At 69.6% G+C, this 14885-nt stretch carries 9 protein-coding genes; 5 read left to right on the forward strand and 4 right to left on the reverse strand.

The features are described 5' to 3' along the window. Nucleotides 1–128 precede the first annotated feature (128 nt). Together PGH47_RS17025 and PGH47_RS17030 are read left to right on the forward strand one after the other, a co-directional pair. On the forward strand, nucleotides 129–1049 hold the full coding sequence (locus PGH47_RS17025; protein ID WP_030947557.1) for an ABC transporter permease: 921 nt from the start codon (nucleotides 129–131) through the stop codon (nucleotides 1047–1049). Next, nucleotides 1042–1869 carry an ABC transporter ATP-binding protein gene (locus PGH47_RS17030; RefSeq protein WP_271664149.1) on the forward strand — a complete coding sequence of 276 codons (828 nt, stop codon included), beginning with the start codon at nucleotides 1042–1044 and terminating at the stop codon, nucleotides 1867–1869. The genes PGH47_RS17025 and PGH47_RS17030 overlap by 8 nt, the downstream gene beginning before the upstream one ends. A gap of 84 nt (nucleotides 1870–1953) precedes the next feature. Here PGH47_RS17030 and PGH47_RS17035 read toward each other — a convergent pair whose 3' ends face one another. Next, nucleotides 1954–6885 (reverse strand): NAD-glutamate dehydrogenase, encoded by a 4932-nt coding sequence (locus tag PGH47_RS17035; RefSeq protein ID WP_271664150.1) that lies wholly within the window; start codon nucleotides 6883–6885, stop codon nucleotides 1954–1956. Nucleotides 6886–7578: 693 nt separating this feature from the next. Between PGH47_RS17035 and PGH47_RS17040 the strand changes: the two genes are divergently transcribed. Beyond that, the gene (locus tag PGH47_RS17040) at nucleotides 7579–8145 is read left to right on the forward strand and encodes a DJ-1/PfpI family protein (RefSeq protein ID WP_030947549.1); all 567 of its coding nucleotides are present in this window, start codon (nucleotides 7579–7581) and stop codon (nucleotides 8143–8145) included. 215 nt (nucleotides 8146–8360) lie between these two features. On the opposite strand, the gene PGH47_RS17045 is transcribed toward PGH47_RS17040, so the two are convergent. Together PGH47_RS17045 and PGH47_RS17050 are read right to left on the reverse strand one after the other, a co-directional pair. Further along, entirely contained in the window at nucleotides 8361–9026 is a 666-nt protein-coding gene (locus PGH47_RS17045) for an HAD family hydrolase (RefSeq protein ID WP_271664151.1), read from the reverse strand. A 226-nt stretch (nucleotides 9027–9252) separates the two neighbouring features. Continuing rightward, nucleotides 9253–9768, reverse strand: coding sequence for a DUF6912 family protein (locus PGH47_RS17050; protein ID WP_271664152.1), 516 nt, complete (start codon nucleotides 9766–9768; stop codon nucleotides 9253–9255). Between the two features lie 960 nt (nucleotides 9769–10728). On the opposite strand from PGH47_RS17050, the gene PGH47_RS43115 reads away from it, so the two are divergent. Continuing rightward, nucleotides 10729–10998 (forward strand): Rv3235 family protein, encoded by a 270-nt coding sequence (locus PGH47_RS43115; protein ID WP_333938052.1) that lies wholly within the window; start codon nucleotides 10729–10731, stop codon nucleotides 10996–10998. Between the two features lie 175 nt (nucleotides 10999–11173). Here the strand turns inward: PGH47_RS43115 and secA are convergent, their stop codons facing one another. Further along, a complete protein-coding gene (secA, locus tag PGH47_RS17060) occupies nucleotides 11174–14020 on the reverse strand; it encodes a preprotein translocase subunit SecA (protein ID WP_271664154.1) in 2847 nt (948 codons plus the stop codon). 271 nt (nucleotides 14021–14291) lie between these two features. On the opposite strand from secA, the gene PGH47_RS17065 reads away from it, so the two are divergent. Continuing rightward, nucleotides 14292–14873, forward strand: a complete 582-nt coding sequence (locus PGH47_RS17065) for a GNAT family N-acetyltransferase (RefSeq protein ID WP_271664155.1) — start codon at nucleotides 14292–14294, stop codon at nucleotides 14871–14873. Nucleotides 14874–14885: the final 12 nt, after the last annotated feature.

A 14885-nucleotide genomic window follows, 5' to 3' on the forward strand; every position in this document is an offset into this window, starting at 1 on the left:
TGCGTTCCGACGCCCACTCGCCCTACGCTCGCGTTGCGACGATACGGTCCCGTCCCGACGTAAGAAGACGTGAAGAGTCACGTAAGAGAGCGTCACCGCACCCCTCCCCACGAGCGAAAGCAGCGGATGTGAGCCAGGTCCTCGACACGCCGCCCCCGACGACACCCGCCCCGGCCCCGCCCGACCTCTCGGCGCTCGCCGCCCGGCACGGTCTCACGGTCAGCGGTGCCCGCCCCTCCCTGCCCCAGTACGTCCGGCAGCTGTGGGCGCGCCGCCACTTCATCGGCGCCTTCGCCACCGCCAAGCTCACCGCCCAGTACAGCCAGGCGAAGCTCGGCCAGGTCTGGCAGGTGATGACGCCGTTGCTGAACGCGGCGGTGTACTACTTCATCTTCGGCATGCTCCTGGGCACCAGCCACGGCGTGCAGGACTACATCCCGTTCCTGGTGACCGGGGTGTTCGTCTGGACGTTCACACAGAGCTCGATCATGGCGGGCACCCGCGCGATCTCGGGGAACCTGGGCCTGGTCCGCGCCCTGCACTTCCCGCGGGCCGCGCTGCCGATCTCCTTCGCCCTGCAGCAGCTCCAGCAACTGCTGTTCTCGATGGCCGCCCTGTTCGTCATCCTGCTCTGCTTCGGCATTCCGGTCGCCGCGTCCTGGCTGCTGGTGCTGCCGGCGCTGTTCCTCCAGTTCACCTTCAACGCGGGCGTCGCGATGGTCATGGCACGCATGGGCGCCAAGACCCCGGACATCGCGCAGCTGATGCCGTTCGTGCTGCGCACCTGGATGTACGCGTCCGGCGTGATGTTCAGCATCAGCCACGTCACGGGCAGCCACAAGGGCCTGCCGTCGTGGGTGCCCGAGCTCCTCCAGGCCAACCCGGCCGCCGTCTACATCGACCTGATGCGCTTCGCGCTCATCGACAGCTTCCACGCGAGCCAGCTCCCGCCGCACGTGTGGGCCATCGCGACGGGCTGGGCCCTGCTGGCCGGCGTCGGCGGCTTCATCTACTTCTGGAAGGCTGAGGAGACGTACGGCCGTGGCTGAGAACCCCAACGACAACATCCCCACCGTCATCGCCGACGGCGTCGACATCGTCTACCGCGTCAACGGCACGGGCGCCGGCCGCGGCTCCGCCACCGCCGCCCTCAACCGCATCCTGCGCCGGGGACAGGCCGAGAAGGCGGCGGGCGTGCGCAAGGTGCACGCGGTCAAGAAGGTCTCCTTCGTGGCGTACCGCGGCGAGGCCATCGGCCTCATCGGCACCAACGGCTCCGGAAAGTCGACGCTGCTCAAGGCGGTCGCGGGTCTGCTCCCGGTGGAGAACGGCCACATCTACACCGACGGCCAGCCCTCCCTGCTCGGCGTGAACGCGGCCCTGATGAACGACCTCACCGGCGAGCGCAACGTCCACCTCGGCGGACTCGCGATGGGCATGTCCCGCGAGCAGGTCAAGGAGCGCTACGAGGAGATCGTCGACTTCTCCGGCATCAACGAGAAGGGCGACTTCATCACCCTGCCCATGCGGACGTACTCCTCCGGCATGGCGGCCCGGCTGCGCTTCTCCATCGCCGCCGCCAAGGACCACGACGTCCTGCTGATCGACGAGGCGCTGGCGACGGGCGACCGCTCCTTCCAGAAGCGCTCCGAGGCCCGGATCCGCGAGCTGCGCAAGCACGCGGGCACGGTGTTCCTGGTCAGCCACAACAACAAGTCGATCCGCGACACCTGCGACCGCGTCCTGTGGCTGGAGCGCGGTGAACTGCGCATGGACGGGCCGACGGACGAGGTGCTGAAGGAGTACGAGGCGTTCACGGGCGACAAGGCGGCCAAGCCGAAACCCAAGCCGGCGCCGGTCTCTTCGTAGGCGCCGTCCCCCCGTACGTGAGGGCGCCCCGGGCTGTGACAGCCCGGGGCGCCCTCACGCGTACGCCTTACGGCGTCACACCGCTCACGTGTGCGTCCGCAGCAGCGTCCTCATCGTGCGCATCGCCACCGACAGGTTGGCGAGGTCGAACTCGTCCGACCCGCGGATCTCCTCCAGGGTCGTGCGCGCCCGGCCGAGGATCGCGCCGTTCTTCTTCTCCCACGAGGTGAAGCGCTGCTCCGGCGTCGCGGTGCCGTTGCCGGCGGCCAGGACGTCCGAGGTCAGCGCCGCGTGGGCGGCGTAGAGGTCCTCGCGGATGGAGGCGCGGGCCATGGACTGCCAGCGGTCCGCACGCGGCAGCTCGATGATGCGGTCCATGAGCTGCGTGATGTTCAGCCGGTCGGCGAGGTCGTAGTAGACCTCGGCGACGTCCATCGGGTCCTTGCCCATGCGGTCGGCCACCGAGACGATGTCGAGCGTCGGGAAGGCGGAGGAGAACCCGGCGACCCGCGTGGCGAGTTCGACGGGGACGCCGACGTCGGTCAGCTCGTCGTGGATCCGCTGGTACCACTCGAGGTCCTCGCCGCGCAGCAGCTTCGGCAGCTGCGACCAGACCTGCTCCACACGCTCACTGAAGAAGTCGACCGTGTCGGCGAGCTGGAGCGGCTGCGGCCGGTTGTTGAGCAGCCAGCGCGTACCGCGCTCGACGAGCCGGCGCGAGTGCAGCCGGATCCGGGTCTGGACGGCGGCCTCGACCTTGTTGTCGAGCGCCTCGACCGCGTCCCACACCTCCGCCGAGCGGAAGATCGCGCGGGCCACGGTCTGCGCCCGGACGATCTCCTCCAGCGAGGCACCCGTCTCCTCGCGCAGCCGGTGCAGATACGTCGTACCGCCCGTGTTGACCGTGTCGTTGACCAGCACGGTCGTGGTGATCTCACGGCGCAGCGGGTGGCTGACGAGGTGCTCCGGGAACTGCTCGCGCAGCTCGGTCGGGAAGTACGCGTGCAGCAGGGTGCTCAGGTACGGGTCGTCCGGCAGCGTGGTGTGCAGCAGCTCCTCGGCGACCGTGATCTTCGTGTACGCCATCAGGACGGCCGTCTCCGGGCCGGTCAGACCGTGGTCGGCGTTCAGGCGTTCGCGGATCTGGCGGTCGGTGGGCAGGAACTCCAGCGCCCGGTCCAGATGGCCTTCCCTGACCAGATGCTTCATGAAGCGCTGCTGGGCGTGGAGCATGGCGCCGGACTGTGCGAGGGCGTTGGCGATCGCCGTGTTCTGCGCGTAGTTGTTGCGCAGGACGAGGCGGCCGACCTCGTCGGTCATCCCGGCGAGCAGCTTGTTGCGCTGCTTGACGGTCATGTCGCCCTCGTTGACCAGGCCGTTGAGCAGGATCTTGATGTTCACCTCGTGGTCGGAGGTGTCCACGCCCGCGCTGTTGTCGATGGCATCGGTGTTGATCTTGCCGCCGTGCCGCGCGAACTCGATCCGGCCCAGCTGGGTCAGACCCAGGTTGCCGCCCTCGCCGACGACCTTGACCCTGAGGTCGGCGCCGTCGACGCGGATGGCGTCGTTGGCCTTGTCGCCGACGTCGGCGTGGGTCTCGGTGCTCGCCTTGACGTACGTACCGATGCCGCCGTTCCACAGCAGGTCCACCGGCGACTGGAGGATGGCCTTCATCAGGTCGGCCGGGGTCATCTTGGCGACCTTGCCCTCGATGCCCAGCGCCTCGCGGATGTGCGCGTTGACCGGGATGGCCTTGGCGCTGCGCGGGAAGACGCCGCCACCGGCCGAGATCAGCTCGGTGTCGTAGTCCTCCCAGCTGGAGCGGGGCAGTTCGAAGACGCGGCGGCGCTCGGCGTAGGAGGTGGCCGCGTCCGGGTTCGGGTCGATGAAGATGTGCCGGTGGTCGAAGGCGGCGACCAGGCGGATGTGCTCGCTGAGCAGCATGCCGTTGCCGAAAACGTCACCGGACATGTCGCCGATGCCGACGACCGTGAAGTCCTCGGTCTGCGTGTCCACCGCCAGCTCGCGGAAGTGCCGCTTGACGGACTCCCAGGCGCCGCGGGCGGTGATGCCCATGCCCTTGTGGTCGTAGCCGGCCGAGCCGCCGGAGGCGAAGGCGTCACCGAGCCAGAAGTTGTACTGCTCGGCGACCCCGTTGGCGATGTCGGAGAAGGTCGCGGTGCCCTTGTCGGCGGCGACGACGAGGTAGGTGTCGTCCTCGTCGTGCCGTACGACGTCGGCGGGCGGCACGACGTCGCCGGCCACCATGTTGTCGGTGATGTCGAGCAGCGCCGAGATGAAGGTCTTGTACGACGCCACGCCCTCCGCGAGCCACGCGTCCCGGTCCACACTCGGGTCCGGGAGCTGCTTGGCGACGAAGCCGCCCTTGGCGCCGACCGGCACGATGACGGTGTTCTTCACCATCTGCGCCTTGACCAGGCCGAGGATCTCGGTACGGAAGTCCTCACGCCGGTCGGACCAGCGCAGACCGCCGCGCGCGACCTTGCCGAAGCGAAGGTGCACGCCCTCGACACGCGGTGAGTAGACCCAGATCTCGAACGCCGGGCGCGGCGCGGGCAGGTCGGGGATGGCCTGCGGGTCGAACTTCATGGAGACGTAGTCGTGCGGGTGACCGCCCGCGGCCTCCTGGAAGAAGTTCGTCCGCAGCGTCGCCTTGATCACTGTGAGGAAGGACCGCAGGATCCGGTCCTCGTCGAGGCTCGCCACCTGGTCGAGCGCCGCGTCGACCTCTTCCAGCAGCGCGTCGACGATCTCGTGGCCCGCGCGCTGGCGGTCCGGCGACATCCGCGCCTCGAACAGGGAGACGAGCAGCCGGGTGGTGTGGACGTTGTTTCGGAGGGTGTCCTCCATGTAGTCCTGGCTGAAGGTGGAGCCGGCCTGGCGCAGGTACTTCGCGTACGCCCGCAGCACCATCGCCTGCCGCCAGGTGAGCCCGGCGCCCAGCACGAGGGCGTTGAAGCCGTCGTTCTCCGCCTTGCCGGTCCAGGTGGCGGCGAACGCCTCCGAGAACCGCTCGCGGGCGTCGTCGCCGAGGTACTCGCCGCCGGCCTGCGGGGCCATCCGCAGCCCGAAGTCGTAGATCCAGGCGACACTGCGGTCCGAGCAGCGCAGTTCGTAGGGCCGCTCGTCGACGACCTCGACGCCGAGGCGGGTGAGGACGGGCAGGACGGCGGACAGGGAGACGGCCGCGCCCTTGCGGTAGATCTTGAAACGGCGCTCCTCGGGGGCGGCGCCGACCGGCTCGTACAGGCTCAGCGAGAAGTTGTTCTCCTCGGTGAGCTGCTCGATGTGGACGAGGTCGGATACCGCCGCGCGCGGGGAGTGGTCGGCCTTGTAGCCCTCGGGGAAGGCGTTGGAGTAGCGGCGCAGCAGCTCGGCGGCGCGCTCCTCGCCGAGTTCGGCGTTCAGCGCGTCGGCGAAGCCGTCGGCCCAGGACCGCGCGGCCTCGACCAGGCGGGCCTCGATGCGCTCCTTGTCGGCGTCGGACAGCTGCGGCAGCTCGGTGCCCTGCGGGACGCGGACGACGAAGTGCAGTCGGGAGAGGATCGACTCGGTGTTCCAGGCGGTGAAGTCGACGCTGGTGCCGTCGAGTTCCTCCTTCAGGATGTCGATGATCCGCAGGCGCACGCCGGTGGTGTAGCGGTCGCGGGGCAGGTAGACGAGGGCCGAGTAGTAGCGGCCGTACTCGTCCTGGCGCAGGTACAGCCGCAGCCGGCGGCGCTCCTGGAGGTAGAGGACGGAGGTCGCGATCTGCTGGAGCTCGGCGACGGGGGTCTGGAAGAGCTCGTCGCGCGGGTACGTCTCCAGGATCTGGAGCAGGTCGCGGCCGTCGTGGCTGTTGGGCGAGAAGCCGGAGACCTGGAGCACCTCGTCCACCTTGCGCCGGATCACGGGGACGCGGCGGACGGACTCGGTGTAGGCGGCCGAGGAGAACAGGCCCAGGAAGCGGCGCTCGCCGACTACCTCGCCGTTCTCGTTGAACTTCTTCACCCCGACGTAGTCGAGGTACGACGGCCGGTGCACGGTGGCGCGGCTGTTGGCCTTGGTGAGGATGAGGAGCTTGTGCTCGCGGGCCTTGGCGCGGGCGTCGGCGGGCAGCCGCTCGAAGGACGGGCTGACCGGGTGGCTGTCGGTCTCGGAGTGGTGCGGGTCGGAGCGCAGGATGCCGAGGCCGGTGCCCGGCACGGCGGCCAGCGAGTCGTCCTCGCGCAGCTCGTACTCGCGGTAGCCGAGGAAGGTGAAGTGGTCGTCGGCCAGCCAGCGCAGCAGCTCGCGGGCCTCCTCGAACTCCTGATCACGGAGGTCGGAGTGGGGCTCCCGCGGCAGCTCGTCGGCCATCCGCAGGGCCAGGTCCCGCATCTTGCTCCAGTCCTCGACGGCCTCACGGACGTCGGACAGGACGCGCAGCAGGTCCGAGGTGATCTGCTTCAGGTCGCCGCGGTCGGTCTCGCGGTCGATCTCCACATGGATCCAGGACTCGGTGTGGGTGTCGTGCGGCAGCTCGCCGGTGGGCGGCGCGGGGAGCACCTCGATGAGCTTGCCCGTGACGTCGCGGCGGACGAAGACCTGGGGGTGGATGACCACATGGATCCCCCGTCCCTGCCGCGTCAGCTCGTTGGTGACGGAGTCGACGAGGAAGGGCATGTCGTCGGTGACGACCTCGACGACGGAATGGCTGCACATCCAGCCGTTCTCTTCGACGGTGGGCGTGTGCACCCGCACGTTGGCCGTGCCCTGGGGGCGGTTCTCGGCCAGGCGGTAGTGCGAGAAGGCGGCTCCGAAGACATCGACCGGGTCGCGGTCTCCGAGGTCCTCGGGGGCGGTGTGCAGGTAGTAGCGCTGGAGGAACGAGAGCACGGTGTCGTGGTCCGGGGTGCCGGGGCTGCTCTCGTCCGTGGTCCCAGTCGGTAGGTACCCCCCGACCGGGCTGTTCTCAGCTACCCGGGCGGCCCTCTCGAGCAGCTCGGCCTTGGCTTCGTCCAGCTTGGTCTGCATTGTCCTCTGGCTCCTGTCGCGCGCCGTTGCGTGACGTTGAAGGAAGTACGGTCTCTTCCCCTCCGGTGTAACGCCGCGACGCGGGGTGTCCGGTCTGCTTCGACGCTATGCCGCGAGGTGAGATGAGCGGGGGTATATGAGCCAATCTTGAGCTGCCCCCGGGGTGTGACGCTGCTCTCCGCGACGTCCTGACCCGGGGTGCACATGGCTTGCCGGGAGCCCTTTCGGCTCCCTCCCGCCCGCGAGGACCAGCGACTGCCGCCCGGTCACGGATGTCGTCCGTGTTCACCGGGCGCAGGGCAGGGGCAACGGTGCCCCCGCGAGCTATCGCGCTGATCACGCCACTAAGGCTATCGCTCCTTACAGGGCCTCCGTCATGAGCCGTATGTGTACAAAACCAGGGGGAGAACTTTGACGTTCTGCACAGGGGCAAACGGTGCGGGGTGGGCGTAACTGGCGGGGTCGGACAGCAGAGGGGAGGCTGAGATGTAGGGCCGGGACGACGACCGCAACCCGGAACCGGGCCGGAATCACGCCATCCGGGACGAAGCCGTGTCTGAAAACAGACGTCACCCGGAGACGGTAGGGAGACGGACAGGGCGGGTCGGCGACGGACGCCGCGCGAACCCTTGGCAAGCCCTCGAACCCGAGGCACGTTGCAGCAGGACGGCCGAGCAGAGGAGCGCATCCGACATGACAGCGAAGATCCTCATCGTCACCGGCGACGCCGCGGAGTCCCTGGAGGTCCTGTACCCCTACCAGCGCCTCCGCGAGGAGGGCTACGACGTCCATATCGCGGCCCCCACCCGCAAGAAGCTGCAGTTCGTGGTCCACGACTTCGAGCCGGGCTTCGACACCTACACCGAGAAACCCGGCTACACCTGGCCGGCCGACCTGGCCTTCTCCGAGGTGGACCCCGGCGATTACGTGGCCGTCGTCATCCCCGGCGGCCGGGCCCCCGAGTACCTGCGCAACGACCCCGAGCTACGCAAGATCCTCAAGTCCTTCTTCGACTCCGACAAGCCGGTGGCCCAGATCTGTCACGGGCCGCTGCTCACCGCGGCGATCGACAGCCTCCGCGGCCGCCGCGTCACGGCGTACCCGGCCCTGGAGCTGGACATGCAGGCCGCCGGCGCCACCTTCCAGGACGCCGAGGCGGTCGTCGACGGCACCCTGGTGTCGTCCCGCGCGTGGCCGGACCACTCCGGCTGGATGCGGGAGTTCCTTACGGTGCTGCGGGCCAAGGCGCCGGTCACCTGAGAGGGGCGGCGCGGTAGGGGTACGGCGCTGCGGGCCAAGGCGCCGGTCACCTGAGAGGGGCGGGGCGGTAGGGGTGCGGCAGGCCTGGCCCCGGGCCGATTGGGACGCCGCGCCATCCGCCGGCCGGGGATTCCCGCCGGCTGGTTGGGGCGGCGCCGCGTCCTACCGCCGCTCGCGCGGCCAGGTTCGACCGCTGCTCACGCGGCCGGGTTCGTTCACGCAGCCAGCCGCTCCGCCTCCGCGACGGCCTCCCCCAGCGTGTCCACGACCGGAACGCCGACCTTCTCCAGGCTGGCCCGGCTGTGCGATCCGCCGGTGTAGAGCACGGCCCGCGCCCCGACGTGCAGCGCCGCCACCCCGTCGTCGGCGGCGTCCCCGATCACCACCGTGCGAGCGGGGTCCACGCTCGCGAGCGCCTTGAGGTGCCGCACCATGTGCTCGGCCTTGCTGCCCCCGGACGGCCCCGTGCGCCCGTCGACCCGTATGAAGTGCTCCTCGATCCCGAACCCGCGCACCAGCGGGACGAGCTCCTCGTGCCCGTACATGCTGAGGATCGACTGACTGCGCCCGGCTGACCGCCACCGTGTCAGCAGGTCCCCCACACCCTCGGTGAGCCCGCACCTGACCCGGTGCTCGGTGTAGTAACGGTGGAAGGTCTCGTCCATGACCTCCCACTCGGCGTCGGTCGGCAGCCGCCCGAGCAACCGCTCGTAGAACTTCGGCACCGGCACGCAGTACAGCGTCCGGTACTGCTCCATCGTGATCGGCTGGAGCCCGAGCTCACCGAACGCCGCGTTCGTCGCCCCGATGATCGCGTCATTGTCGTGGAACAGTGTCCCGTTCCAGTCCCAGACGATGTGCGCCCCTACTTGCATCCCCATGCCGAAAACCGTACCCGCCATCACTGACAATCATGAGAACAGCAGGTCAACGGGGCAGCGCAGGGCCCAGGCGGGGCCGGACCGCAGACGGGCAGCGCTGGATCCGGTCAGGGCTGCGAGGCAGTCTGAACTGGAGGCTGACCGGGCTGCGAGGGTGGTCCGAACTGGAGGCTGACCGGGCTGCGGGGGCGGTCCGAACTGAAGGCTGACCGGGCCGGTGGCGGGCTCAGTCCCCCAGCCCCACCAGGTTCGGGATCTCCTGCGTCGCGAACCACAGCAGCTCGTGGCCCTCGGCCCCGTCCACGACGAACTGCGCGTCGTCGTCCCCAGCGTCCGCCGCCTCCAGCGCACCCGCGGCCGCCGCCACGTCCGTCTCGGCGTCGTCCGCGTCGACATGCACGGCCGCCGCCCTGGCCAGCGCCACACCCCGGGCGATCCGCACCTCGCCCAGCGCCGAGGGGTCCAGCCCCCGGTCGGGGTCGGCGCCGGCCGCTCCGTCGGCCACGTCGACGGCGACGACGACCCGGCGCCGCGCGGCCTCCGCGTCGGCCGCGAGCAGCCGCAGCGAGGCGAGGGCGGCCCGGTTCAGCGCCGCGTACTCCAACTCCTCGATGTCGTCGGAGAGATACCACTCGCGCAACGCGGGCGTGACGGCGTACGCGACGAGCGGTCCGGCCCCCAGCTCTCCCGTCTTGTACGCCTCGGCGAGGCCGGGGAGGGTCAGAGGGACGTAGACGCGCATGGCTGACCGCTTTCGTGTTCGTGGGGCTTCGCGAGTACCCGGAGAGGGCTGTCCCGCACCTCCCGGAGGGCCTTCAGGATACGTGCGGGTGTCCCCTTTCGAGTCCCCACCACCACCCTCCAAGGCGTCCACTCCGGTCCGCGAACTCACCCTGAGCTCCCTTGCGGCCACGGCCTTCCGGGCCGCCCGATCACCCGGATAAGTGAAGATTCCTGCCGCCCCGAGCTGGCCTTCGCTTCCTTGCCGCCGCCCCCCACGGCCCCGTACAAGATCACCATCCACGAAGTTACTGCCCGGTATCTTCCGGGCCCGCCGAACGGGGACCCCATGCACAAGGTCATGACCAGGACGCAGCACCGCCCCGGCACCCGCCCACCGACCCGCCGCGACACCCGCCGCCCGGCCGACTCCGCGCCCCGCACCCCAGCCGGCTCCCCACCGCGCACGCCGAGCGGATCCCCGCCACGCACCGCGGCCGGCTCCCCGCCTCGCACCCCGAGCGGCGGCACACCCCGCACGACGTCCCCCGGAGACCGCCCACCCGGCTCCCCCGGCACCCGGGGCTCCCGGGGCTCCCGCACCCGAACCGGCCCCACGGACACCCGCCCCCAAACCGCCCCGACGCCCACTCCCCGCGTCCCGACACCGCGCGCACCCGGGCTCCCAGCCCGACCCGCCACCCGCGTCCCGACCTCACCCGCTTCGCACGCCCCGACGCCACCCGCTTCGCACGTCCAGACGCCGCACGCCGCCAGGCTCCCGGCAACCGACGGCCTCCGGGCAACCCACGGCCTCCCGGCATCCAACGGCCCCCGGACAACCCGCAGCCTCCCGGCACCCGACGGCCTCCCAGCCGCCGACACATCCCCGCCGAGGCCCGCCGTCCCCCAGCCCCGCCCCACCGACGTCTTCGCCGACCGCCTGCTCCTGGTCCTGAGCGGCCAACGCCCCGTCCACTCGATGCTCCGCCACACCGCGGGCCGCGCCTACGACGAACTCGCCTGGCTGGCGGAACGCGGCCCCCTGCGCACCCGCGGCGCCCGCCCCGTCGTCCGCGACATCGGCTACTTCGAGCCCCGCGCGGGCGCCATCGAGGCCTTCGCCCGCATCGCCGCCGGCGACCAGCTGCGCGCCATGGCGTTCCGCCTGGAACAGGGCGGAGACCTCCGCTGGCGCTGCACAGCCGTGGAACTTGGCGGCCCACGCAGGCCCCGGGCCGACGACGACTGACAGCGACAAGCGCGGCTGGGACCGCTGAGCGCAGAACGGCTCACAGGTAGCCGTAGGGGCCCAAATGCGAAGGGCCGGGCCCCCGAAGGAGACCCGGCCCTTTCAGCCGCTGTACCGACGCGCAAGCACCGTCACCGTCGTCTCGACGGCGGCGCCCCGCGCATCGCGCCCCGCGTCACTTCTTGCGGCGACGACCACGCGACTGCTTGCGCCGCTCCGCGCGCGTAAGGCCGTCGGCCTCGGAGCGCACCGGCTCGTCGTCGTTGGTGAAGTCGCCCTCGACGATGTCACCCTCGCCGTCGACCTTGGGCGCGGTGTAGTGCAGCCGGTCCGGACGGCGCGGAGCCTCCAGCCCCTTGGCCCGGATCTCGGGACGCGCGCCCGCCTGCGCCGGCACCGCGTCCTTCTTCTCCAGGTCGGCCACCGGCTTGGTGTCCTCGACGGGGACCTCCTCGACCTGCTGCTCGACCTGGACCTCCAGGTTGAACAGGTAGCCGACGGACTCCTCCTTGATGCCCTCCATCATGGCGGTGAACATGTCGAAGCCCTCGCGCTGGTACTCGACCAGCGGGTCCTTCTGCGCCATCGCGCGCAGGCCGATGCCCTCCTGGAGATAGTCCATCTCGTAGAGGTGCTCACGCCACTTGCGGTCCAGGACCGACAGCACGACCCGGCGCTCCAGCTCACGCATGATCTCGGAGCCGAGCTGCGTCTCACGCCCCTGGTACTGCTCGTAGACGTCGTCCTTGATGGACTCCGCGATGAACTCGGCGGTCAGACCGGCCCGGTCGCCCGCGGCCTCCTCCAGCTCCTCGATGGTGACCTTCACCGGGTAGAGCTGCTTGAAGGCGCCCCACAGCCGGTCCAGGTCCCACTCCTCGGCGAAGCCCTCGGCGGTCTCCGCGCCGATGTACGCGTCGATCGTGTCGTTCATGAAGTGCTGCACCTGCTCGTGCAGGTCCTCGCCCTCCAGGACGCGGCGCCGCTCGCCGTAGATGACCTCGCGCTGACGGTTGAGGACCTCGTCGTACTTCAGGACGTTCTTACGCGTCTCGAAGTTCTGCTGCTCGACCTGCGACTGGGCGGACGCGATCGCGCGCGTGACCATCTTGTTCTCGATCGGCACGTCGTCCGGGACGTTCGCCATCGACATCACGCGCTCGACCATCTGTGCCTTGAACAGCCGCATCAGGTCGTCGCCGAGGGAGAGGTAGAAGCGGGACTCGCCCGGGTCGCCCTGACGGCCGGAACGACCGCGCAGCTGGTTGTCGATACGCCGCGACTCGTGCCGCTCGGTGCCGAGGACGTAGAGGCCGCCGAGGTCCTTGACCTCCTCGAACTCTGCCTTGACCGCCTGCCCGGCCCGCTCCAGGGCGGCCGGCAGGTACTGGGCCCACTCCTCGATGTGCTCCTCGGGGTCGAGGCCCTGCTGGCGCAGCTCGGCCTCGGCGAGGTCCTCGGGGTTGCCGCCGAGCTTGATGTCGGTACCACGGCCGGCCATGTTGGTGGCCACGGTGACGGCGCCCTTGCGGCCGGCCTGGGCGACGATGATCGCCTCACGGTCGTGCTGCTTGGCGTTCAGCACCTCGTGCTGGACACCGCGCTTGGACAGCTGCTGCGAGAGGTACTCGGACTTCTCGACCGACGTCGTACCGACGAGGATCGGCTGGCCCTTCTCGTGCTTCTCGACGATGTCGTCGACGACCGCCTCGAACTTCGCGACCTCGGTGCGGTAGATCAGGTCCGACTGGTCCTTGCGGATCATCGGCTTGTTCGTCGGGATCGGGACGACGCCGAGCTTGTAGATCTGGTGGAACTCGGCGGCCTCGGTCATCGCCGTACCGGTCATGCCGCACAGACCGGGCTGTTCCTTGTTGTTGTGGTCGTGGCGCTTGTAGAGGCGGAAGAAGTTCTGGAGGGTGATCGTGGCGAGGGTCTGGTTCTCGTCCTTGATGTCCACCCCTTCCTTCGCCTCGATCGCCTGGTGCATGCCCTCGTTGTAGCGGCGGCCGGCGAGGATACGGCCGGTGTGCTCGTCGACGATCATGACCTCGCCGTCGATGACGACGTAGTCCTTGTCGTTCTTGAAGAGCTCCTTCGCCTTGATGGCGTTGTTCAGGTAGCCCACCAGAGGCGTGTTCACCGACTCGTAGAGGTTGTCGATGCCGAGCCAGTCCTCGACCTTGGAGACACCGGCCTCGTGGATGGCGACCGTGCGCTTCTTCTCGTCGACGTCGTAGTCGCCGGTCTCCTCAAGGCCCTTGAGCGGGTTGCCCGCCTCGCCCTTCTTCAGGCGCGTGACCAGCTTGGCGAAGTCGCCGTACCACTTGGTGGCCTGGTCGGCGGGGCCGGAGATGATCAGCGGCGTACGGGCCTCGTCGACGAGGATGGAGTCGACCTCGTCGACGATGGCGAAGTTGTGGCCGCGCTGGACGAGTTCGTCCTGGGACCACGCCATGTTGTCGCGCAGGTAGTCAAAGCCGAACTCGTTGTTCGTGCCGTACGTGATGTCGCACGCGTACTGCTCGCGGCGCTGGGCCGGCGTCATGTTCGCGAGGATGCAGCCGACGTCCAGGCCGAGGAACTTGTGGACGCGGCCCATCATCTCGGAGTCGCGCTCGGCCAGGTAGTCGTTCACCGTGATCAGGTGGACGCCCTCGCCGGACAGTGCGTTCAGGTAGGCGGGGAGCGTGCCGACGAGCGTCTTGCCCTCACCGGTCTTCATCTCGGCCACGTAGCCGAGGTGCAGGGCCGCGCCGCCCATGATCTGGACGTCGTAGTGCCGCTGGCCGAGGACCCGCTTCGCGGCCTCGCGAACGGTGGCGAAGGCCTCGGGAAGCAGGTCGTCCAGGCTCTCACCGTCGACGTAGCGCTGCTTGTACTCATCGGTGAGGGCCCGCAGCTCGGCGTCGGAGAGGTCGACGAAGTCCTCTTCGATGGAGTTGACCTGGTCCGCGATGCGGTGCAGCTTGCGCAGGATCTTGCCTTCGCCTGCACGCATGATCTTCGAGAGGACGGACACGGGGGTTGGTCTCCTTGCCGGTCGGGCCTGGGACGGTCGGTTTCCATTTGGCTTGGCTGAGCAACGGCCATCGTATGCGAGGACCCTGCCGCGCCGGGAGCCTGCCGGGGGCGACGAGCGTCCGCTGCTTCAAATCTCCGTCAAAGGGGACAACGGACGGGGGTCGCGGATGGTGCCGCGTTCCACCCATGAATTGTGCGAAATGCGATCGCGTGCTCACTCACCGCATAAACGTTGGCGCTTGTGAGGAACCCCCGAGGAGAATCGGCCGATGGAACCCGTCACGCTCACCACCGACCGACTCCTGATGCGCGCGGTAGGCCAGAAGGACGCCGACACCGTGTACGAGGCCGCCCAGGATCCGGATATCCAGCGCTGGACCACGATCCCTTCCCCGTACCTGCGCGAGCACGCCCGCAGCTTCACGGAGGAACTGGTCCCCGAGGGCTGGCAGAACGGTTCGATGTTCACCTGGGGCCTCTTCCTCCCCGAAAGGGAGGACCTGGTCGGCATGCTCGGTCTGACGATGCGTTCCATGAGCGAGGCCGAGGTCGGTTTCTGGGGCACGAAGGAGCACCGCGGGAACGGCTATGTCACCGAGGCCGTCCTCGCCGCGGCCCGCTGGGCCTTCGTCCAGTTGTCGATCGACCGTGTGGAGTGGCGCGCGGAGGTCGGCAACGGGCCCTCCCGCGCGGTGGCCGAACGCGCCGGGTTCACCCTGGAGGGCACCCTCCGCTCCGCCATCGTGCAGCAGGGCGTACGCCGGGACTGCTGGGTGGGCTCCCTGCTCCCGTCGGACCTGGCGCTGCCGTCGACGGCGCCGTATCTGCCGCCGAGGGAGCAGCCCGCCTAGCCGCCCCGTCCG

It is taken from the genome of Streptomyces sp. HUAS 31, from assembly GCF_028198125.1.
GTDB lineage: Bacteria > Actinomycetota > Actinomycetes > Streptomycetales > Streptomycetaceae > Streptomyces > Streptomyces chartreusis.

Coding starts and splice junctions, on each gene's coding strand:
- PGH47_RS17035 (WP_271664150.1), bottom strand. CDS start 6,885: ATGCAGACCAAGCTGGACGAAGCCAAGGCCGAGCTGCTCGAGAGGGCC.
- PGH47_RS17040 (WP_030947549.1), top strand. CDS start 7,579: ATGACAGCGAAGATCCTCATCGTCACCGGCGACGCCGCGGAGTCCCTG.
- PGH47_RS17045 (WP_271664151.1), bottom strand. CDS start 9,026: ATGGGGATGCAAGTAGGGGCGCACATCGTCTGGGACTGGAACGGGACA.
- PGH47_RS17050 (WP_271664152.1), bottom strand. CDS start 9,768: ATGCGCGTCTACGTCCCTCTGACCCTCCCCGGCCTCGCCGAGGCGTAC.
- PGH47_RS43115 (WP_333938052.1), top strand. CDS start 10,729: ATGCTCCGCCACACCGCGGGCCGCGCCTACGACGAACTCGCCTGGCTG.
- PGH47_RS17065 (WP_271664155.1), top strand. CDS start 14,292: ATGGAACCCGTCACGCTCACCACCGACCGACTCCTGATGCGCGCGGTA.